Genomic DNA, 21,638 nt, shown 5'->3' on the forward strand with positions numbered 1-21,638 from the left:
GCGGTTCGGCCATGGCGAGCCTCCCGCACAATGCCGCCGGGACGCCGAGGCGTCCCGACACCGGGATCAGATCTTCTCGACCTGCCCGTATTCCAGTTCCACCGGAGTGGAGCGGCCGAAGATCGACACCGCGACCTTGAGCCTGGCCTTTTCCTCGTCCACTTCCTCGACCATGCCGGTGAAGGAGGTGAAGGGGCCGTCGTTGACCCGGACCTGCTCCCCGACCTCGAAGGTGATCGACGGCTTTGGCCGCTCGATGCCCTCCTGGACCTGGTAGATGATCCGCTCGGCCTCGGACTGGCTGATCGGCTGCGGCTTGCCGCCGCCGCCCAGGAAGCCGGTAACCTTCGGCGTGTTCTTTACGAGACTCCAGGACTCGTCGGTCAGTTCCATCTTCACCAGGACATAGCCGGGAAAGAACTTCCGCTCGGCGTTGACCTTGGCGCCCCGGCGAACCTCGACCACTTCCTCGGTCGGCACCAGGATTTCCTCGAACATCTCGGCGAGGCCCTTCTGGGCGGCCTTCTCGCGGATACCCTGCGCGACCTTCTTCTCGAAGCCCGAATAGACGTGAACGACGTACCAGCGCATCGCCATGGCTTCAGACCCCCAGGCCGAGAATCGTGCGGACGCCCAGCGCCAGCACCTGATCGACTAGCAGGAAGAACAGGGACGCGGCGATGACCATCACGAACACCATGCCGGAGGTGATCGTCGTTTCCTTGCGCGTCGGCCAGGTAACCTTGGCCACCTCGCGCCGGACTTCGCGAGCGAATTCTGCAGGGTTCTTTTTAGCCATCGCGGTTGGGCCGCCAGTCTCACTTAAGTACAGCCGTCGCCATCGAGGCGCCGGCCAGAAATTCAGATCGTCACGGCTTGTGCCGTCATCGCCTGCTCGGATGTCCGCCTGCCAAGAGTGGCAGGAGTGGAGGGGCTCGAACCCCCAACCCCCGGTTTTGGAGACCGGTGCTCTACCAATTGAGCTACACTCCTACGGCGCCCGTCCGCCGGACTTTGTCCCTACGCCGACGACGCTAGCGCCTCGACTTCGGGGTGGCGGGGGGTTTTATCGGATCCTTCGGCAACAATCCAGCGAAAAGCCCGCCGCCGGAAAATAATTCTCCGGCGGCGGCCAGATCCGCGGAACCTTACTTGATGATGCTGGCGACGACGCCGGCGCCGACGGTGCGGCCGCCCTCGCGGATGGCGAAGCGCAGGCCTTCGTCCATGGCGATCGGGGCGATCAGGGTGACGGTCATGGCGACGTTGTCACCGGGCATCACCATCTCGGTGCCTTCCGGCAGCGCCACCATCCCGGTCACGTCGGTGGTCCGGAAGTAGAACTGCGGACGGTAGTTGGTGAAGAACGGCGTGTGCCGGCCACCCTCTTCCTTGGTCAGGATGTAGGCCTCGGCCTTGAACACGGTGTGCGGCGTGATCGAGCCGGGCTTGGCCAGCACCTGGCCGCGCTCGACGTCCTCGCGCTTGGTGCCGCGCAGCAGCGCGCCGATGTTGTCGCCCGCCTGGCCCTGGTCGAGCAGCTTGCGGAACATCTCGACGCCGGTCACGGTGGTCTTGACCGTGTTCTTCAGACCGACGATCTCGATCTCCTCGCCGACCTTGACGATGCCGCGCTCGACGCGGCCGGTCACCACGGTGCCGCGGCCCGAGATCGAGAACACGTCCTCGATCGGCATCAGGAACGGACGGTCGACCGGACGCTCCGGCTGCGGGATGTACTCGTCGACCGCGGCCATCAGCTTGAGAACGGCTTCCTTGCCGATCTCCGGGCTCTTGTCCTCCAGCGCCATCAGCGCCGAACCGTGGACGATCGGAATGTCGTCGCCGGGGAAGTCGTAGCTGCTCAGCAGCTCGCGCACTTCCAGCTCGACCAGTTCCAGCAGCTCGGGGTCGTCGACCATGTCGACCTTGTTCAGGAACACCACGATCGCCGGGACGCCGACCTGGCGGGCCAGCAGGATGTGCTCGCGGGTCTGCGGCATCGGGCCGTCGGCCGCCGACACCACCAGGATCGCGCCGTCCATCTGCGCGGCGCCCGTGATCATGTTCTTCACGTAGTCGGCGTGGCCCGGGCAGTCGACGTGGGCATAGTGGCGGTTGGCCGTCTCGTACTCGACGTGCGCCGTCGAGATCGTGATGCCGCGGGCCTTCTCTTCCGGCGCCTTGTCGATCTGGTCGTATGCGGTGAACGTCGCACCGCCCGATTCGGCCAGAACCTTCGTGATCGCGGCCGTCAACGAGGTCTTGCCGTGGTCGACGTGACCGATCGTGCCGATGTTGCAGTGCGGCTTGGTCCGCTCAAATTTCGCCTTCGCCATCGCTCTTTCTGTCCCCGCGGCTTTAGCCGACATCCATCCGAAGATCAAAAACCACATGTACCGGAGCCGGCGGCCGTCGTCGTCCAGGAATGGAGCGGGTGAAGGGAATCGAACCCTCGTCACCAGTTTGGAAGACTGGAGCTCTACCATTGAGCTACACCCGCCCGAACCATTTCCTGACGGCGCCATCGACACCGGTCTGCCGATCCCGGCCGGAGGATCCGGCCATGATGGCAGAGATGGTGGAAGGGGCTGGATTCGAACCAGCGTACGCTATCGCGGGCAGATTTACAGTCTGCTGCCTTTAACCACTCGGCCACCCTTCCAACCGCCCCGGTCGCCCGGGACGGAGATGCGCACTATGGTAATTTCGCTCCCATTGTCAACGGCTAAAGATGGCCGAACTCAACGCTGGCGTCGTAATTCGAGCCGGGGCAAAGTCGGTTCCATCATGACCAGACGCAAGCCGCCCCGCCCCGCCCAACCCTCCCCCCAGACCCCGGCCGCCCCGGCCCGCAGGCACAAGTCCGGCGCCGCTCAGTCGGGCCGCCCCGGCCTGCTGTTCGGGCTCCATCCCGTCGCCGCTGCCTGGGCCAACCCGGACCGGCGCTGCAGCCGACTGCTTTGTACGGAGGCGGGCCTGGCGAGCCTTGCCGGCGCCGTCGAGCAGGCGCGAGCGGCCGGGCTGGAACGGCCCAAGCCGACCGTGACGGAACGGACCGAACTGGACCGCCTGCTGCCCCCCGGAGCGGTCCACCAGGGACTCGTGCTGGATGCGGCCCCCCTGCCGGAGGTGGACCTGGAGGACATCGTCCGCCAGGGATCGATGAAGGACGGCGACGTCATCGTCGTGCTGGACCAGGTGACCGACCCGCACAACGTGGGCGCCATCCTGCGTTCCGCGGCGGCCTTCGGCGCCAGCGCCGTGGTCCTGCCGGACCGCAACGCGCCCGAACTGACCGGCACGCTGGCGAAAAGCGCTTCGGGCGCCGCGGAGGTCGTGCCCCTGGTGCGGATCGTCAATCTCGCCCGCTCGCTGACCGAACTGCGCGAAGCCGGCTACTGGTGCGTCGGGCTTGACGAATCGGGCGCCCGGACCCTTGCCCAGATGAATCTTCAAGGCCGGGTGGCGCTGGTGCTGGGCGCCGAGGGCAGCGGGCTGCGGCGGCTCACCATGGAGCGCTGCGACGAAATCGCCCGGCTGCCGACCGGCGGTCCGATCGGCAGCCTGAACGTGTCCAACGCGGCGGCGGTGGCGCTCTACGAACTGGCCCGGCTGCGCTGAACCGCCGCTTTCCTGCCGGGACCGCCTGCCGGGACCGCCTACCGGGACAGGTCGATCCGGTACTTGGCGAAGCCGTCGCCGGCATCGCCGAGCGCGCTGATCCGACTGCCGGCGGGGATCGCCTCCTTCGCCTTGGGCGACGAGGTGAAGGTCACCACCGCGTCGCCGCCGATCGGGCCGAGGGACCAGTTGCCGTCGGACGCCGGGTCGATGGTCCTGCGGTCGAAGATGTAGTTGACCAGCGCCGTGCGGTTCTCGTCCGGAGCCTCCAGGATGACGTTGGAACCGTCGAGGCCGGGGAACTTGCCGCCGCCCCCGGCCCGGTAGTTGTTGGTCACCACGACGAACCGTCGCGACTCGTCGATCGGCCTGCCCTCGAAGGCCAAATCCTTGACGCGGTGCGAGGCCGGCGCCACGACCTTTCTGTCGCCGTCGTAGCGGGCCGGCTGCGACACGTCGATCCGGTAGGTCACGCCGTCGATGACATCGAAGTTGTAGCTGGGAAAGGACGGGTTCAGCAGCGCCTGCTCGCCCGGCTGCGACGGGTCGATCCGGTTGAAGGCGCCCGCCGACATCTCCAGCCACTCCCGCACCTGGGCGCCGGTCATCACCACGGCGCGCAGGGTGTTGGGGTAGAGATAGAGGTCGGCCGCGTTCCTGATCGCGATCCGTCCGGCCGGGATGTCCGTGTAATAGTCCGGCCCGCCGCGCCCGCCGGCCTTGAAAGGCGCTCCGGCGGACAGCACCGGCAGCCCTTCGTACTCGGTGCCGGCCAGCATCCGCTTGGCATACCAGACCTGCGCGTTGGTCACGATCTGGACGGACGGGTCGTCCTGGACCAGGGCGAAATAGCTGTTGATCGGCGCCGTCGTCTCGCCGATCGGCTGCCGGACATAGGCCAGGGTCGCCTCGTGGTCGGCCTTCAGCGCCTCGACGATGGCGGGGTCCGACTCGACCAGCGCCACCTTCTGCTTGTCCCGGGTCTCCCAGATCGGCCGCACCGACGACATCGCGTCGGCGACCGACCACTTGCCGCCCTCCTCCTTCAGGGTCAGGTCGATCAGGCCCAGGTGGCTGCCCCAGAACCCCGGCATCACCACCGGAACGCCGCGGACCTTGCCCTTCGCCATGTCGGTGTCGGGCAGTCCGGCGAAATCCAGGCCGGGAAAGACCTTGTGCTGGTGCCCCGTGAGGATCGCGTCGATGCCCTGGACCCCGGCGAGGTACCAGGTCGCGTTCTCCTCCCCGCCGACCCGCGGTTCGGCCGACAGGCCGCTGTGGCTGAGGGCGACGACGATGTCGGCCCCCTTGGCGCGCAGTTCGGGCACGTATTTGCGGGCGGCCTCGACGATGTCGGTGGTGACGACCTTGCCCTCCAGGGCGGCCTTGTCCCAGGTGGTGATCTGGGGCGTCACGAATCCGATGACCCCGATCCTCAGGGCATGGGCCTGCCCCGCCTCGTCCACCACCTGCCGGGTCAGGATCTCGTAGGGCTTGAAATAGGGCTGGCCGTCGCCCGCCCGCTCCACGTTCGCCGCCACGATCGGGAAGGTGGCGCCGCCCTGGGCATCGGCCAGGAAGCCGAGCCCGTAGTTGAACTCGTGGTTGCCGACCGTGGCGGCGTCGTACTTCAGCAGGTTCATCGCCCGGTAGACGGGATGCACGTCGCCGCGCCTCAGGCCGCGTTCGCGCGCCACGAAGTCGCCCAGCGGATTGCCCTGGATGGCGTCGGCGTTGTCGAGCAGCAGGCTGTTCCTCGCCTCGTCCCGCGCCTTCGCGATCAGCGTGGCGGTTCGCGCCAGACCGACCGTGACGTCCTCCTTGTCCGAATAATAGTTGTAGGGCAGCACGTTGACGTGCAGGTCGGTGGTGCCGAGCAGCCGGAGCCGGACGGTGGCATCGGCGTGGGCGCCGGTGGCGAAACATGTGGCGGTCAGGCATGTCGTGGCCCCGAGGGCCAGCGCGAACAGGAAGCTTCTGCGGTCCATCTCATCTCCCGGGAGGGCGGAACGCGGGGCACGGCCTCCGCGCATGCCCATGGGTTACCGGCACCGGGCGCCGGGCGTCAACCGGTCTGCTCCCCTTTCGCGCGGCGTAAGGAAATCTTCACCGCGGGCTTGTCGCGCGCCGCCCGCGGCGCTAGTCTGCGTCCCGTTCGACCCGGAGCCGGCTTAGCACAGTGGTAGTGCAGCGGTTTTGTAAACCGAAGGTCGGGGGTTCAAATCCCTCAGCCGGCACCAGTCGAGAGCCCCCTGGCCTGACATTCCCGGAATCGCGTTGCGCCCGGCGGACGCCCCTGGCACAGGCTTGTCTTCTGGAACCAACCCCCTGCCCGCTCGTTGATGTCCCGGACGCGCGCGACGCCGCGCATCCTGAAGACATTTCTTCGACGAACAGCAACAGGCGCAGGGAACCCCAATGGCCGACCGCGAAACGGACCGCGACATGGGCGCGGCGCACGATGCAGCCAGCCGCCCCGATCCCGCAAAGACAGCCAGTCCCGACCCGATGGAACGCGGTCATCTCCGAGACCAGATCGACAGCGGCAAATTCCGCGACAAGGTGGCGGCGCCCGATCCGGCAACCTCTCCGCTCGGCACCGACGACGAGGCGGCCGGCGTTCCGACCCCGGCCGCGGATGTCCAGTACGAGAGTCCGGCAGCGCCGGCCCATGCCCCGGCGAATTCCCATTCGCGGGACACGCCGCCGAGCCATCTCGGGCCGATGATCGCCGCCGGCATCGTCGTCGCCGCGTTCGTCATCGGGTTCATCATGATCTTCTCGGCCGGCTGAGCGGCCTTAACCGCCCGCCTCCATCCCGACGGCTCGCCGGAAGATCATAGGCGAGCCGTCCTACGCCCCTGCGCCGCACTATACCCCGAAAGGGGGATTGGAACATCGACCGGCCGGATCCCGTTCTCCTCCTGGAAGAAAATCCGGGGAAAACAATCTTATGTCAAAAAAGATACTCATCACTGGCGGAGCCGGCTTCATAGGCTCGCATCTGGCCGATGAACTCATTGCCGCCGGCCATGAAGTCCGGGTTTTGGACAGTTTATCCGAGCAGGTTCACGGCAGCAGCGGCGCCCGGCCGGAGTATCTGAGCCGTGACATCGAGCTGCGCGTCGGCGACGTGCGCGATCCGGCCGCGGTCAAGTCCGCGCTGCAGGGCATCGATGCCGTCTATCACTTTGCCGCAATGGTCGGCGTCGGCCAGAGCATGTACCAGGTCGACGAATACGTCGGCGTCAACGATCTCGGCACCGCGGTGCTGCTCCAGGCGCTGATCGAGCGGCCTGTCGAGCGGCTGGTGGTCGCCAGCAGCATGAGCATCTACGGCGAAGGACTGTACCGCGACATCAGGGGCGAGATCGTCACCCCGGCCGAACGCAGCCTCTCCAGGCTCAAGGACGGCTTGTGGGAGCCGCTCGGCCCGGACGGCGGCGAGATCACGCCCGTCCCGACGACGGAGGACAAGGCGCCGACGCTGTCGTCGATCTATGCGCTCAATAAATATGTGCAGGAGCGCATGTGCCTGCTGATCGGGCAGGCCTACAACATTCCGACCGTCGCGATGCGCTTCTTCAACGTGTTCGGGACGCGCCAAGCGCTGTCCAACCCCTATACGGGCGTGCTCGCGATCTTCGCCTCCCGGCTGCTCAACGGCAATCCGCCGATGATCTTCGAGGACGGGCTGCAGCGCCGCGACTTCGTCCATGTGGCCGACGTGGCGCGCGCCTGCCATCTGGCACTGAACGCCAAGGATGCCGCGGGCCAGGTCTTCAATGTCGGCAGCGGCGACAGTTACAGTGTGGTCGAGGTCGCGGAGCAGCTCGCCGCCTCGCTCGGCAAGTCGCGCATCGCGCCGACACTGACCAAGAAGTTCCGCGTCGGCGACATCCGGCACTGCTTCGCCGACATCGGCAAGGCGCAGCGCCTCCTGGGCTACCGGCCGGAGACGTCGCTGGCCGACGGCATGGTCGAGCTGGCCGCCTGGCTCGACGGCCAGATCGCGGTGGACCGCGTCGACCAAGCGAGCCGTGAGCTGGCGGCCAGGGGGTTGGCCGTATGATGGGCGACCGGGACACTCCCAGGGATCCGCCCGCAACCATGCCAGGCTTCACCGTCACCTTCCGACCCGATGACCGGGACCGCGCCGAGCAGGCCGTGGCGACGCTGAAGCGGCTGGGCATCCGCCGCCTGCGCGTTCCGGTCGGTGACGACGGCTCGGCCGATGGCTGGTACGACTGGCTGCTCCCGCGCCTCGCGACGGAGTTCGACCTGCTGCCGGCCCTCGCCCTCGGCGAGAGCGGCGCACTTGATGGCATTGGGAAGCTCATCGCGGCCGTGCCCGCCTTGGAGTGGATCGAGATCGCCGCCGCTCCGGGCCAATCGCCGGACATCGCGGAGGCCGCCGCCGCGACCCGGCGGGCCGGCCGCAAGGTGGTGCTGAGCGGCCTGGATCCGGCTGCCCTGGAACTCCTCGCCCAGCGGGGCGGCCTCGGCGCCATCGACGCCGTCGGCATCGGAGCGTTCCCCGGCACCGGCGACATGTCCTGGCGCGGCTGGGAAGCGGTCGTCGAGGAGTACGCGGAGACGATGGCCGCGACCGGCCGGGTTCACCCCCTGTGGATCACCGGCACGGGCTTCTCCACCTGGCGCCACGACGAGCGCGGCCAGATCAGGGCCTTCCTCGCCGCGGCCGAGGCTCCGGCCGACCGGGTCTACTGGTCGTCGCTCCAGGACTTGACCCCGGACGAGGCCAGCGCCCGGGGTTTCCACGCGGACGAGCGGGACTACGCGCTGGGCGTCCTCCGGGCGGACGGTTCGCCGAAGCTGCTCGGCCGCCTGCTGGAGCGGGGCGGCATCGCAGCGGTCCGGTCGGTCGATCGCCTTGGCCGTCCCGGATCGCCCCGTCCGGCGTCGGGCAGCACGGGCAAGCCGGTGGTCATCACCGGCGGGGCCGGTTTCATCGGGACCAACCTGGCCGACCGTCTGGTCCGCGAGGGCCATCGAGTCCTCGTCTATGACAACCTGTCGCGCCCCGGCGTCGAGCAGAACATCGACTGGCTTAAATCGACCCACGGCAACGCCGTCACCTTCGAACTGGCCGACATCCGCGATCCACACGTGCTCCGCGAGGCGGTCGCCCAGGCCGGCAAGATGTTCCACTTCGCGGCTCAGGTCGCCGTGACCACCAGCCTCGTGGACCCGGTCACGGATTTCGAGATCAACGCGCGCGGTACGGTCAACCTGCTGGAGGCGATGCGGGCGCAGGCCGAGCCGCCTCCCCTGGTGTTCACCTCGACCAACAAGGTCTACGGCAAGCTGGCCGACCTGGAACTTCGGCTCGACGGCGAGCATTACGCCCCGGCCGACCCGGAGATCCGCGCCCGCGGCATCGACGAGTCGCGTCCGCTGGACTTCTACAGCCCCTACGGCGCGTCGAAGGGCAGCGCCGACCAGTATGTGCTGGACTATTCCCGCACCTACGACCTGCCGACCGCGGTCTTCCGCATGAGCTGCATCTACGGTCCGCACCAGTTCGGCACCGAGGATCAGGGCTGGGTCGCCCATTTCCTGATCCGCGCGTTGGACGGCGAACCTATCACCCTGTACGGCGACGGCTGCCAAGTCCGCGACATCCTGTTCGTCGAGGATCTGGTCGATGCCTTCCTTGCCGCGCAGGAGCATATGCCGGCGATCCGGGGGCAAGCTTTCAACATCGGCGGCGGCCCCGCGAATGCCACCAGCCTGGTCGAGCTGCTGGAGCGGATCGGATCGGCCTCCGGCCGCCGTCCCGACATCAGCTTCGGTCCCTGGCGACCGGGCGACCAGCTCTACTACGTCTCCGACACGGCCAAGTTCAACGCCGCGACCGGGTGGCGACCGCGGGTCGGGATCGCCGAAGGGATCGCGCGCCTGTCCGGCTGGCTGACCGAGAACCGTATCGCCGGAGCCGAGACGCCCGTCCTGAGGAGGGCGGCATCATGAAGTTCGCCCTGATCAACCCGAACTGGAACTTCGACGGCAGCATCTATTTCGGCTGCCGTGAGCCGCACCTGCCGCTGGAGTACGGCTACTCCAAGGCCCTGATCGAGCGCGCCGGCCACGAGGCGGTGATCATCGACGGCCAGCTGATGGACCTCGACCTGGACGGGATTCGCGCCAGGGTCGCCGAGTACGCGCCCGACTTCACCGTGGTCACCACCGCGCCCAGCTACCTGTTCTGGCGCTGCGCCCCGCCGGAACTCCGGATTCCGCAGGAGGTGCTGAAGGCGGTCGGCGATGTCGGCGGAACCCTGGTCGCGGTCGGGCCTCACGGCTCGACCACGCCGCGGGCGGCCCATGCCAAGCTGGGGGTCGACGTGGTCGTGATGGGCGAGTGCGAGGAACTGCTCCCCCGCCTCGCCGACGAGCCGTGGGACGCCATCCCGTCGATCTGCTTCGGTCCCCGCGACAACGTGAAGGTCAATGGCGGACCCTACGCCTCGCGCTTCACCGACCTGCAGGCGCTGTCCTGGCCCGACGAGTGGGTCGCCCGGCACCATCACCACCATCACCGTTTCGATATCGATCCGAACGGCGCCCGGCCCGGCCCGGGGGCGGAGATGGAGACCTCGCGCGGGTGCCCCTACCGCTGCTCCTTCTGCGCCAAGGAGACCTTCCGCGACAAGTACCGCAAGCGCCCGCTCCCGGTGATCCTGGAGGAGTTGGACCGGCTGATCGCGCAGGGCGTCGAGTATGTCTATTTCATCGACGAGATCTTCCTGCCCAACGCCGAGCTGCTGGAGGCCCTGGCCGAGCGCAGGATCAAGTTCGGCGTCCAGACCCGGATCGACCTGTGGAAGGAGCCGATGCTGGAACTGCTCGGCCGGGCCGGCTGCGTCTCGATCGAGGCGGGCGTGGAGAGCCTGACGCCGGAAGGGCGCCAGGCGCTGGACAAGAACTGCCGCATGTCGACCGACGAGCTGACCGACCGGCTGATCTTCGCCAAGCGGCACGTCGCCTTCGTCCAGGCCAACCTGATCGAGGCCGGCACCGACGACGACGGCATGGTCGAAGCGTGGCGCAAGCGGCTGCTGGAGCACGGCGTCTGGGCCAACGAGCCCGTGCCGCTGTTCCCCTATCCAGGTTCGCCCGACTACCGGAAGCTCTGGGGCCTGCCGGACGACCAGGCGTGGGAACGCGCCCTCGACCACTACCTGACCCACCACGTGGATTTCAGCGACATCCAGGACCAGCGGCCCTTGCCGCTGCGCGAACTGGAACTGGCCGCCCCGGACATGCGCTGACCATGCTTCCCTCATCGGGCTCACCGCGCCGGGTGCTGATGACGGCCGACGCGGTCGGAGGCGTCTGGGACTACGCCCTGGAACTGGCCGGCGGATTGGCGCGGCGCGGCGTCCGCGTTACCCTGGCGGTCATGGGGCCGGCGCCCTCCCCGGTCCAGCGTGCCCGCGCGATCGCGACCCCCGGCCTGAGGCTGCACCATGGCGATTTCAGGCTGGAATGGATGGAGCGCCCGGAAGACGATCTCGCCGCCGCCGGCGACTGGCTGCTCGACCTGGCGGAGCGGGTGGCGCCCGATCTGGTCCATCTCAGCGGCTATGCCCATGCAGCGTTGCCCTGGGGAAGGCCGGTCGTCGTGGTCGCCCATTCCTGCGTGCTGTCCTGGTGGCAGGCCGTCCACGGTTGTCCGGCCCCGGCGGAGTGGCGGCCCTATGCCGACCGGGTGGCCGCCGGGCTGGCGTCGGCGGACAGCGTGGTGGCCCCGACGCAGGCCATGCTCGACGCGCTGGAAACCCACTACGGTCCGGTCCCGCACGGGCGGGTGGTCTGGAACGGACGGGACGGCGGCGCGTGGCACCCACGGCCGGACCGGGAGCCGACCGTCATCAGCGTGGGACGGATCTGGGACGAGGCCAAGAACATCCGCGCCCTCGACGGCGTCGCCGCCGGGCTGGACTGGCCGGTGGTCGTCGCCGGCTCCCGGAAGCACCCGGACGGGAGAAGGCCGGAAGGCGATGCCCTGCCGGCGAACCTGCGCCTGCTGGGCCACCTCCGCCCCGACGAGCTGGCCGACCGGTACGGAAGGGCGGCGGTCTTCGCCCTGCCCGCCCGGTACGAGCCGTTCGGACTGTCGATCCTGGAAGCCGCGCTGTCCGGCTGCGCGCTGGTGCTGGGCGACGTGCCGAGCCTGCGCGAGCTGTGGACCGGGGCCGCGGTGTTCGTCCCGCCCGACGACCCTGCCGCCCTGGCGCGCGAACTGCGGCGGATGACCGCGGACCCGCCGCACCTGCGGGCGCTCGCCACCGCGGCGCGCCAGCGCGCACGCAGCTATGGCACGGAACGCATGGTCGCGCGTTATCTCGACGTCTACGCCGACCTGCAGGACGCGCCGCGTTCGATCCCCCTTCACCGCGATGGCGCCGCCGTACCGCTGGAACGCTGACCTCGACGCCGATCTTCAAGCCAAGCGGAGACCCATGCGCTTCGTCTATTTCACTCATTCGCTGGTGTCCGACTGGAATCACGGCAACGCCCATTTCCTGCGCGGCGTGATCCGGGAGCTGACCGCCCGCGGCCATCAGGTGCAGGTGTTCGAGCCGCGCAACGGCTGGAGCCTGCAGAACCTGATCGCCGACCAGGGAGCCGAGGCGGTCGCCCGTTTCGCCGCCGTCTTTCCCGGCTTCGGCTCCACCAGCTACGATCCCGCCACCCTGGACCTGGACCGCGCGCTCGACGGTGCCGACATCGTGATCGTCCACGAATGGAACGACCATGACCTGGTGGCGGACATCGGCCGCAAGCGGGCCGCCGGCGGACGGTTCCAACTGCTGTTCCACGATACCCATCATCGTTCCGTCACCGATCCGAAGTCGATGGCGGCCTATGACCTGACGGCGTACGACGGTGTGCTGGCCTACGGCGCCGTGATCCGGGAAATCTACCTCAGCATGGGCTGGGGCCGGCGCGCCTGGACCTGGCACGAGGCGGCGGACACCGCCCTGTTCCGCCCGCTGCCCGGACGCCCCCGCGAGGGCGACCTGGTGTGGATCGGCAATTGGGGAGACGGCGAGCGCTCGGTCGAACTGGGCGAGTTCCTGCTGCTGCCGATCCGCCAGCTCAAGCTGAAGGCCCGCATCCAGGGCGTGCGCTATCCGGCCGATGCCAAGGCGGCCATCGCGCTGGCCGGCGCCGAATATGCCGGATACCTGCCCAACCACGAGGCACCCGAGGCGTTCGCCCGGTTCCCGGTGACGGTCCACGTGCCGCGCCGCCCCTATGTCGAGACGTTGCGCGGCATCCCGACCATCCGCCCCTTCGAGGCCCTGGCCTGCGGCATCCCGCTGGTCTGCTCGCCATGGGACGACGCCGAGGGACTGTTCCGCCCCGGCAGCGACTACCTGATAGCCCGTGACGGTACCGAAATGACCAAGCATCTCCGAGACGTCCTCAACGATCTCGACCTTGCGGCATCGCTCGCGCGGAGCGGCTACGAGACGATCCAGTCCCGTCACACCTGCGGCCACCGGGTCGACGAGCTGCTGGAGATCTGCCGCGGCCTGAAGCAGGAAAGACCTCTGCTCCAGGAGGCCCGCTGATGGCCGGCCTCGACATCTCCTTCTACGGGTCCAGCCTGGTCTCGGCCTATTGGAACGGTGCCGCGACCTATTACCGGGGCATCATCCGGGCCCTGGCGGCGCGGGGGCACCGCGTGACCTTCTTCGAGCCGGACGCCTATGAGCGCCAGCAGCACCGAGACATCCCCGATCCCGACTGGGCGCGGGTGGTGGTCTACCCCAACGACGAGGCGAGCGCCCGCAAGGCGCTGGAACAGGGCCGGAACGCCGACGTGATCGTCAAGGCCAGCGGCGTCGGCGTCTTCGACAGCCTGCTGGAGGCCGGCGTGCTCGACGTGCGGCGCCCGGATGCCACCGTGATCTTCTGGGACGTGGACGCCCCGGCGACCCTGGCGTCGATGCGGGAGAACCCCGGCGACACCCTGCGCCCTCTCGTTCCCCGCTACGACATGGTGCTGACCTACGGCGGCGGCGACCCGGTGATCCGGGCCTACCGCGAGGTCGGCGCGCGGGAATGCGTGCCGATCTACAACGCCCTGGATCCCGACACCCACCACCCGGTGCCGGCCGACCCGCGCTTCGCCGCCGACCTGAGCTTCATGGCGAACCGCCTGCCCGACCGCGAGGCGCGGGTCGAGGAGTTCTTCCTGAACGCCGCGGCGACGCTGTCCGGCCGCCGGTTCCTGCTTGGCGGCAACGGCTGGGGCGACAAGCCGATGCCGGGCAACGTCAACTATATCGGCCACGTCTACACCGCCGACCACAACGCCGTGAACTGCTCCGCGCTGGCCGTGCTGAACGTCGCCCGCGACAGCATGGCCGCCGTCGGCTTCTCGCCGGCGACCCGCGTGTTCGAGGCGGCCGGAGCCGGCGCCTGCGTGATCACCGACGCCTGGGAAGGGATCGAACAGTTCCTGGTCCCCGGCGAGGAGATCCTGGTGGCGCGCGACGGCGCCGAGGTCGCGGCCCATGTCGACGCCTTGACGCCCGAACGGTCCCGCGCGATCGGCGAGGCTGCCCGGCGCCGCATGCTCGACGCCCACACCTACGCTCACCGCGCCAGGGAGGTCGAGGCCCTGCTGGTGAACGGCGCCCATGCCGGGCGGGTCCCGGCATGAACGGGTTCGTCGACGGACGGATGACCGAAGGCGCGGCCGGGCTGTCGGCCAAGCTGTCGGCCAAGCTGTCGGCCAAGCTGTCGATCGTCATCCTGGGCCTCAGCATCACGTCGTCCTGGGGCAATGGCCACGCGACCACGTACCGGGCGCTGGTCAAGGCCCTTGCCGACCGCGGCCACGACGTGCTGTTCCTGGAAGCCGACCGCCCCTGGTACGCCGCCCACCGCGACCTGGCCGAGCCGCCGTTCTGCCGGACCGCGCTCTACCAGGACTTGGCGGACCTTGGCGACCGGTTCACCCGGGAGGTCCGCGACGCCGACCTGGTGATCGTCGGATCCTTCGTTCCGGACGGCGTCGAAGTCGGCGGCTGGGCGATCCGGACCGCGCGCGGCGTCACGGCCTTCTACGACATCGACACCCCGGTGACGCTGGCGAAGCTGGAACGCGGCGACGTCGAGTATCTGAGCCCCGACCTGATCCCGCGCTACGGCATATACCTGTCGTTCACCGGAGGTCCGACCCTCGGGCGGCTGGAGCGGCAGTTCGGCTCGCCGATGGCCCGTGCGCTCTACTGCTCGGTCGATCCCGAACGGTACTATCCGGAGTTGGGGGCCGGCCAGGGCGGTCCCCGCTGGGACCTGGGATATCTCGGCACCTACAGCCCCGACCGCCAGCCGACGGTTGACCGGCTGCTGGTGGAACCGGCACGGGCCTGGACCGAGGGCCGTTTCGTCGTCGCCGGGCCGCAGTATCCCGAAACCATCGACTGGCCCGGCAATGTCGAGCGGACCGACCATCTGCCGCCGGACGAACATCGCGCCTTCTACAACGCCCAGCGATTCACGCTCAACGTGACGCGGGCAGACATGATCACGGCCGGTTGGTCGCCCAGCGTCCGGCTGTTCGAGGCCGCGGCGTGCGGGACGCCGATCATCAGCGACTGGTGGCCGGGCCTGGACGGCCTGTTCGAACCGGGCACGGAGATCATCATCGCGGCGGATGCCGGAGCCGTGCTCGAAACCCTGCGGTCCATGTCCGATGATCATCGCCAGGCGATCGGCGAACGGGCGCGTTCGCGGATCCTCGCCAACCATACGGCCGCCCACCGCGCGGCCGAGCTGGAAATGTTCGTCGCGGAAGCGCGGGCTACCGTTTCCACCGCGTGATGGATCGGGAAAACGCCGGCCGTGGACATAGTGTCACGGCCGGCACCGTTTTCCCCGGATGTGCAGCCCGCCTCGCCGGGCGGCAAAGGCCCGTCAAAGAAGTATCATGATAATGGCGTGCCACCGGCACGGGTTGAATCTGTTTCTATGTTCCTATAATTTTAGGTAAAGTGGAAATGTATTCGAGCATCCGCAATTTCGAGAAAAAAGATGGAATCCAAGGTTGAGCATGACGGCACGCGCCTTCGCAATTACCGGATGATGAAGAACATCACGCTGACGAGAGCCGCCGGCATGTGCGGCGTATCGAAGAGCGAGCTGTCCAAGCTGGAATCGGGCGCGCGTCCCATCCGGCCCGATCATGTGATCAAGCTGGCCGGGGTCTACGGGATCACCCCGCTCGATCTTCTGACTCCGGACAGCAAGCTGCGCGCCTTCATCGAGCGCGCCACCGACACGCCGGTCCACCAGCATGACATCCCGCTGTTCGAAGGCCGGACGCTCTCTTCCCGGCGGAATGAAGCGGTGCCGACCGGCAAGGTCCCCTGCCCGATCCAGCTCGTCGACGTGCCGGGTGCCTATGCGGTCAGCATCGGCGACATGGCGAACGCCCCGGCTCTTCTGCCCGGCGTGATCCTGCACATCCATCCGCAGTGCCCGGTCGTGATCAACGACCTTGTCATCAACCGCGTGACCTGGTCACCGCTGGTTTTCTTTCTGCGGCAGTCGGATGACGGGGACCTTTACGGCCTGACCCTGTCCAAGAAGCGCGTCGATCTGGACCGCGACGCCATCGACCTGCTCCACAAGGTGGCAGGGGTCTGGATGATCAGCGGCGCTCGCGAGTGATCGGACACGTGCGAGTCGCTCCCTTTTCCTGAGCCGCAACCCCACGACGATCCCTGGAAGGCGCCTTTGCGGCGCCGCGGGGAGCGCTCCGGCGCCTGATCCGCCTTATGTCGCACCGCGTGGCTGACGCTCCGGTTCGGACACCCGGTCGGATTCCGCACAACGCTGTCCCCAAATCGGCATTCGTCCGGCTTGCTACCAAGTCGTATTATTACTTCCTGTTCATGAACATTTCCGGATCGGAACACCGTCCGACGCCATCCGATAGCATTGATATCTAATCATTTTTCATCTTACCGTGCCGCAAAATAAGAAAATACAGAGGATTTTCTTTTTGTTATGACTGCGTAGCAAGCAGTTGGGGGCAGATGATGAAAATGGTCTTGGATGGGGCGGATGGTCATCGTCAGTCGGTTCTTGCCCTGATCAGGACCAAGAGCACTCTAAAGGCGGCCAGCATCGCCTGCGGGAGAAATCACGGCTATTTCCATCAGTATCTGTTTCAAAGCAAGCCGCGCTTCCTCCCGGAAGATGTCCGGATCAAGTTGGCTCAGTACCTGGGAATAGGAGAAAGCCGGTTACGGGAACCGGAATTGCTTGTTTCGACGGATACGCCGGTTTCCGCCCCTGCTGAAACGCGCCCCAGGCTGATGGTTTACGGGCGGGCATCCGATCTGGAGATCGACATGGCTTCCCCGGTCGCGGAGACGGAGCGGCCGGCAATGCTGGCGCATGTGATCGACGCCTTCGCCGCCTACGTGCACGATGCGGCTCTGAGCCCGTGCCTGCCGGTCGGCAGCCTGGCCTATGTCGATCCGAGCAAGCCGTTGCGCCCGGGGGATTTCGTTCTGGTCAAGCGGGCCGTCTCCGCCCGGATCGCGGTTTTCCGCGGCAGGAGTTCCGACGGCGTCATGCTCGATTTCGGCGGCGGGCGGGAGGAATCGATGAGCATCGGGCAGTTGACGGCTATCTGCAAGATCGTCGGCGTCGATTATCCCTGACGCACCGCATCTCCGAACTGGGGCAGCACGGAAAGAGGCAATATGACGCATACGCGGGTGCCGACGCCAAGTTCGCTGCGGATGTCGATCCGGCCGCCATGCATCTCCGTGAGGGAGCGCGTCAGGGCCAGCCCGAGACCGGTCCCGGCATGCCTGCGGGTGTGGCGGTTGTCGATCTGCTCGAACGGCGTCCCGACCCGGTCCAGGTCGTCCGGCGCGATGCCGATCCCGGTATCTGTCACCGCAAGGTGCATCTCGTCCGCGACGACCTCGGTCGAGATGGTCACCCGGCCCCCGCGGTCGGTGAACTTGATGGCGTTGGACAGCAGGTTGAGCAGGATCTGGTTGAGCGCCCGCTCGTCGGCGCAGACGGTAACGCCTCCGGGCGGCATGGCGGCGCTGTCATCCTCGACCACGTCGATGCCCGCCTCGTCGGCACGCAGGCGGACCATCCGGGCGCAGCGGCGGACCACCACCGATATGTCGACCTCGGTCCGGTGCAGCACGTATTTCCCGGCTTCGATCTTCGACATGTCGAGGATGTCGTTGATCAGCTCCAGCAAGTGGCGTCCGCTGGTATGGACGTCACGCGCATATTCCACGTAGCGCTGCACGCCGACCGGACCCAGCGCCTGGGTCTCGATCATTTCGGAAAAGCCGATGATCGCGTTCAGGGGCGTCCGCAGTTCATGGCTCATCATGGCGAGGAACTGGGACTTTATGCGGCTTGCCTCCTCCGCGTTGTCGCGCGCGGTCAGATAGCGCGACGCCAGTTCGGACAGCGCGCAGGTCTGGGCCTCCAGCCGGGAGCGCGCCTCCTCCAGCTCCGCGACATGGACGCGCAGGCTTTCCTCGCTGGTCTTCAGCTTCAGCTCCTGCTGCTTCCGCAGGGTGATGTCGGTCCTGATGCCGACGATCCCGCCTTCGGAGGTGCGCCGGTAACTGCCGAGCAGCCAGCGCCCGTCCGGCAACTCCTGCTCGTACTCGCCTTCCAGCCGGACAGCCTGCGGCGCCAGGCACGCTTCGCCCGAATCCGCGGGCGACAGGTCCTTGTAGCGGCTGTTGCACAGGACCAGCCGCTGATCGGCGTCCCAGAGCACGAAGCCCTCGTTGACGCTCTCGATGGCATCCCGAAGCCGCTGCTCGATGCGCCTGATCTCGGTCACGTCGACCCAGGCCGCCACCATGTGGCCGCGCGGCGTCTTCTGTTCGCTGACCCGGAAATGGCGCCCGTCGGCGAAAGCCACCGTCAGGTCCGTCCCGATGCCGCATTCCCCGCGGCATTGCAGCCGCGCCTCCACCCACTCCTCGGCATCGCCCTCGATCCGGTAGACGCCCGCCTCCACGTTGGCCCGCAACAGCCGCTCGAACCGGACGCCCGGGCGGACCATGTGGGCGTTGGGCGCGAACAGCTCCGCGAAGCGCTTGTTATGGAGCAGCAGCCGGCCCTCGGGGTTCCACAGGGTTATGGCTTGCGAAACGGAGTCGATCGCTTCCTGCAGGCGGTTGTTCGCTTCGCGCAGGGCATCCCGCTCCAGGCGCCGGGCATCCAGTTCCAGCCGGCGCGCGGTGACGTCGCGCTGGACCGCCAGCAGCAGGCGGCGGCCGCCGGCGGCATCCTGGAACGGCGATATCGTCAGGTCCGACCAGTACTCCCGCCCGTCCTTGGCATAGCCGCGAATCTCCGTCCGCACCGCCTGCCCGAGGCCGAGCGTCCGGCGTATCCGGACAAGCTCCCTGCGGGGCGGATCGATGCCGGGAAGGATTCCCGGCGTCAGCCCGGCGATCTCCTCCGGGCGGTAGCCCGTCAGTTCGGTGAAGGCGGGGTTGACGTACACGATCCTGGCCGCGGACAAGTCCGCGCCACCGTCGGCGCCCGTCCAGTCGGCGATGGTCACCGTATCCGGGGAAAGCCGGAACAGGGCATCGAAAGCGGGTTCCGGCCGCATGGAGGGCGGAACCTCATGTTTCAGCTTGGTGATCGCTCCGCTTTCCATGATTCCGGCGGTGCCCGAGCCTTTCGTCCGGCCTCTTGTCGATATCGAAGACTACCGTCCGGCGAATGAATCTTTCGTAAACATTCAGCCGACCGGCGCCGAAACGAAAAACCTCCTCCCCGCGGGGGGAGGAGGTTCGCGGCCAAGGATGCCGCCTCGTCTCGGCCTGGATCGTGCCGACCGGCCGGGAGACGCCGATCAGCCCATCAGGATCAGGGCTACGCCACCGATGCCGACCAGCGCGCCGCTGCCGCGCACCGCGATCCTTCCGGCCGCCCCCCGTGACACGTTGCGGATGCCGAGGATCGCCCCGATGCCGGCACCGTGGATCAGCGCGGTCGCCAGCGCGAAGCCCAGGCCGTAGAGCCACGGCGAGGTCGCCGCCGGCATCTCGGCGCCATGGGCATAGCCGTGGAAGACCGCGAAGAGCGCGGTGATCGCGGCGCAGGCGGCCAGCGGCAGCTTCGGCTGGAGCGCTACGAGGCCGCCCAGCACCAGCACCGAGCCGATGATGCCCAGTTCGACCGACGGCAGCGGCAGCCCCGACATGCCGGCCAGCCCGCCCAGGACCATGGTCCCGACGAACGACGCCGGCAGCACCCAGAGCGCGCGGCCGCCCAGTTGAGCGGCCCACAGGCCGACCGCGACCATGGCGAGCAGATGATCGAGACCGCCGAGCGGATGCTCGAAACCGTGCATGAACCCGCCCGGTTCCATGTGCCCCGTGTGTGCGAACGCCGCCATCGGCATGGCCGTCAGCGCAGCCGCCACGAGCCCTAGTCCGAGACCTGTACGCCTCATGTGATCGTCTCCTGAAGAAAGAATTGAAGCCGCCATTGCACAACCTGGCCTAAAGGCAACCTGGCCACCGGGAGACCTGGCCAACGGGAGACCTGGATCGAGACGGCAACACCGAGCCCGGATATTTTAGCAAAAATTGCCCGATCATGGTTGATCCAGATCAATGTGAGCCAAGGTCGTAAGACGGATTGTCTATGACCAAGCTGGCAGGGGAAAGCCCGGAGCAAGGAATCGCCGGGACCGCGACGGAAAGCAAGGGTCGCGTTCGGCGAAAGTCCTGATTTCGGGAAGCGGCGGCACTCCATGGCGTGTTCCGCCGCGGTCGTCCATCGAGGCCGATCGGACAAGGCGCACCGGGTACAAGCGAAAGGAACAGGCCGATGGCCAGGGTGGAAACCTTCTACGACGTGATCCGGCGGCAGGGGATCAGCCGCCGCAGCTTCCTCAAGTTCTGCTCGCTGACCGCGGCTTCCCTAGGACTGGCGCCTGCCTTCGGGCCGCGCATCGCCCACGCGATGGAGACCAAGCCCCGCATCCCGGTGCTGTGGCTGCACGGACTGGAATGCACCTGCTGCTCGGAGAGCTTCATCCGATCCGCCCACCCGCTGGTCAAGGACGTCGTCCTGTCGATGATCAGCCTGGATTACGACGACACCATCATGGCCGCCGCCGGCCACCAGGCGGAGGCGATCCTCGACGAGATCCGGCACGAGTACAAGGGCCGCTACATCGCGGCGGTGGAGGGCAACCCGCCTCTCAACGAAGACGGCATGTACTGCATCATCGGCGGCCGGCCGTTCGTCGAGCAGCTCCGCGAGGTCTGCTCGGACGCCATGGCCGTGATCTCCTGGGGCTCCTGCGCGTCCTGGGGCTGCGTCCAGGCGGCCAAGCCCAACCCGACCCGAGCCACCCCGGTCCACGAGGTTATCACCGACAAGCCGATCATCAAGGTGCCAGGCTGCCCGCCGATCGCCGAGGTGATGACCGGCGTGGTGACCTACATGCTGACCTTCGACCGCATTCCCGAGCTGGACCGCCAGGGCCGGCCCAAGATGTTCTACAGCCAGCGCATCCACGACAAGTGCTACCGCCGGCCCCATTTCGACGCCGGCCAGTTCGTCGAGCAGTGGGACGACGAGCAGGCCCAGAAGGGCTATTGCCTCTACAAGATGGGCTGCAAGGGCCCGACCACCTACAACGCCTGTTCGACCACCCGGTGGAACGCCGGCGTTTCCTTCCCGATCCAGTCCGGTCATGGCTGCATCGGCTGTTCCGAGGACGGTTTCTGGGACAACGGCTCGTTCTACGACCGCCTCACCAACATCAAGCAGTTCGGCATCGAGGCGAACGCCGACCAGGTCGGCGGCACCGTCGCGGGCGTGATCGGCGCCGGCATCGCGGCCCACGCCGCGGTCAGCGCCGTCAAGCGCGCCCGCATGAAGTCCGGCGAGACCCAAGCCCCCGCCACCCCGCACGACTGACCGCCGGTCCGCAC

General features: G+C 67.7%; 18 protein-coding genes and 4 tRNA genes. 13 read left to right on the forward strand and 9 right to left on the reverse strand.

Going from position 1 to position 21,638, the window contains the following annotated elements; all coding sequences use genetic code 11:
* Positions 1-66: 66 nt before the first annotated feature.
* From nusG to DPR14_RS18500, 6 genes are all read right to left on the reverse strand, one after another.
* The gene (gene nusG / locus DPR14_RS18475) at positions 67-597 is read right to left on the reverse strand and encodes a transcription termination/antitermination protein NusG (protein WP_158046465.1); all 531 of its coding nucleotides are present in this window, start codon (positions 595-597) and stop codon (positions 67-69) included.
* A 4-nt stretch (positions 598-601) separates the two neighbouring features.
* The gene (secE, locus tag DPR14_RS18480; RefSeq protein ID WP_246148307.1) at positions 602-751 is read right to left on the reverse strand and encodes a preprotein translocase subunit SecE; all 150 of its coding nucleotides are present in this window, start codon (positions 749-751) and stop codon (positions 602-604) included.
* A gap of 166 nt (positions 752-917) precedes the next feature.
* Positions 918-993 (reverse strand) — tRNA-Trp (locus DPR14_RS18485).
* Between the two features lie 155 nt (positions 994-1,148).
* Positions 1,149-2,339 (reverse strand): elongation factor Tu, encoded by a 1,191-nt coding sequence (tuf, locus tag DPR14_RS18490; RefSeq protein ID WP_192499022.1) that lies wholly within the window; start codon positions 2,337-2,339, stop codon positions 1,149-1,151.
* A gap of 90 nt (positions 2,340-2,429) precedes the next feature.
* Positions 2,430-2,503 (reverse strand) — tRNA-Gly (locus DPR14_RS18495).
* A gap of 76 nt (positions 2,504-2,579) precedes the next feature.
* Positions 2,580-2,665 (reverse strand) — tRNA-Tyr (locus DPR14_RS18500).
* A 125-nt stretch (positions 2,666-2,790) separates the two neighbouring features.
* On the opposite strand from DPR14_RS18500, the gene rlmB reads away from it, so the two are divergent.
* Positions 2,791-3,624 (forward strand): 23S rRNA (guanosine(2251)-2'-O)-methyltransferase RlmB, encoded by an 834-nt coding sequence (gene rlmB, locus DPR14_RS18505; RefSeq protein ID WP_158046468.1) that lies wholly within the window; start codon positions 2,791-2,793, stop codon positions 3,622-3,624.
* A 38-nt stretch (positions 3,625-3,662) separates the two neighbouring features.
* Here the strand turns inward: rlmB and DPR14_RS18510 are convergent, their stop codons facing one another.
* Entirely contained in the window at positions 3,663-5,612 is a 1,950-nt protein-coding gene (locus DPR14_RS18510) for a bifunctional 2',3'-cyclic-nucleotide 2'-phosphodiesterase/3'-nucleotidase (RefSeq protein ID WP_158046469.1), read from the reverse strand.
* Between the two features lie 177 nt (positions 5,613-5,789).
* On the opposite strand from DPR14_RS18510, the gene DPR14_RS18515 reads away from it, so the two are divergent.
* The 11 genes from DPR14_RS18515 (at position 5,790) to DPR14_RS18565 (ending at position 17,345) form a co-directional block, all read left to right on the forward strand.
* Positions 5,790-5,864, forward strand: a tRNA-Thr gene (locus DPR14_RS18515).
* 178 nt (positions 5,865-6,042) lie between these two features.
* A complete protein-coding gene (locus tag DPR14_RS18520; RefSeq protein ID WP_158046470.1) occupies positions 6,043-6,417 on the forward strand; it encodes a hypothetical protein in 375 nt (124 codons plus the stop codon).
* Between the two features lie 160 nt (positions 6,418-6,577).
* On the forward strand, positions 6,578-7,696 hold the full coding sequence (locus DPR14_RS18525; RefSeq protein ID WP_158046471.1) for an NAD-dependent epimerase/dehydratase family protein: 1,119 nt from the start codon (positions 6,578-6,580) through the stop codon (positions 7,694-7,696).
* Between the two features lie 38 nt (positions 7,697-7,734).
* Entirely contained in the window at positions 7,735-9,618 is a 1,884-nt protein-coding gene (locus DPR14_RS28365; RefSeq protein ID WP_158046472.1) for an SDR family NAD(P)-dependent oxidoreductase, read from the forward strand.
* Entirely contained in the window at positions 9,615-10,919 is a 1,305-nt protein-coding gene (locus tag DPR14_RS18535; protein WP_158046473.1) for a TIGR04295 family B12-binding domain-containing radical SAM protein, read from the forward strand. The genes DPR14_RS28365 and DPR14_RS18535 overlap by 4 nt, the downstream gene beginning before the upstream one ends.
* A gap of 2 nt (positions 10,920-10,921) precedes the next feature.
* Positions 10,922-12,079 (forward strand): glycosyltransferase family 4 protein, encoded by a 1,158-nt coding sequence (locus DPR14_RS18540; RefSeq protein WP_211103822.1) that lies wholly within the window; start codon positions 10,922-10,924, stop codon positions 12,077-12,079.
* A gap of 34 nt (positions 12,080-12,113) precedes the next feature.
* Positions 12,114-13,232: a CgeB family protein gene (locus DPR14_RS18545; RefSeq protein WP_158046474.1), complete on the forward strand. Its 1,119-nt coding sequence runs from the start codon at positions 12,114-12,116 to the stop codon at positions 13,230-13,232.
* Positions 13,232-14,329, forward strand: a complete 1,098-nt coding sequence (locus DPR14_RS18550) for a CgeB family protein (protein WP_158046475.1) — start codon at positions 13,232-13,234, stop codon at positions 14,327-14,329. Before DPR14_RS18545 ends, DPR14_RS18550 begins: the two co-directional genes overlap by 1 nt.
* Entirely contained in the window at positions 14,326-15,495 is a 1,170-nt protein-coding gene (locus tag DPR14_RS18555; protein ID WP_246148310.1) for a CgeB family protein, read from the forward strand. The genes DPR14_RS18550 and DPR14_RS18555 overlap by 4 nt, the downstream gene beginning before the upstream one ends.
* A gap of 210 nt (positions 15,496-15,705) precedes the next feature.
* On the forward strand, positions 15,706-16,344 hold the full coding sequence (locus DPR14_RS18560; protein ID WP_158046476.1) for a helix-turn-helix domain-containing protein: 639 nt from the start codon (positions 15,706-15,708) through the stop codon (positions 16,342-16,344).
* A 368-nt stretch (positions 16,345-16,712) separates the two neighbouring features.
* Positions 16,713-17,345, forward strand: coding sequence for a S24/S26 family peptidase (locus tag DPR14_RS18565; RefSeq protein ID WP_158046477.1), 633 nt, complete (start codon positions 16,713-16,715; stop codon positions 17,343-17,345).
* Here the strand turns inward: DPR14_RS18565 and DPR14_RS18570 are convergent.
* Entirely contained in the window at positions 17,336-19,294 is a 1,959-nt protein-coding gene (locus DPR14_RS18570) for a PAS domain-containing sensor histidine kinase (RefSeq protein WP_211103823.1), read from the reverse strand. The two genes, DPR14_RS18565 and DPR14_RS18570, sit on opposite strands and share 10 nt — an antisense overlap.
* Positions 19,295-19,540: 246 nt before the next feature.
* Positions 19,541-20,143 carry a HupE/UreJ family protein gene (locus DPR14_RS18575; RefSeq protein ID WP_158046479.1) on the reverse strand — a complete coding sequence of 201 codons (603 nt, stop codon included), beginning with the start codon at positions 20,141-20,143 and terminating at the stop codon, positions 19,541-19,543.
* A 380-nt stretch (positions 20,144-20,523) separates the two neighbouring features.
* Between DPR14_RS18575 and DPR14_RS18580 the strand changes: the two genes are divergently transcribed.
* Positions 20,524-21,624: a hydrogenase small subunit gene (locus DPR14_RS18580; protein WP_192499023.1), complete on the forward strand. Its 1,101-nt coding sequence runs from the start codon at positions 20,524-20,526 to the stop codon at positions 21,622-21,624.
* Positions 21,625-21,638: the final 14 nt, after the last annotated feature.

This window comes from Skermanella pratensis (genome assembly GCF_008843145.1).
In the GTDB taxonomy this organism is placed as follows: domain Bacteria; phylum Pseudomonadota; class Alphaproteobacteria; order Azospirillales; family Azospirillaceae; genus Skermanella; species Skermanella pratensis.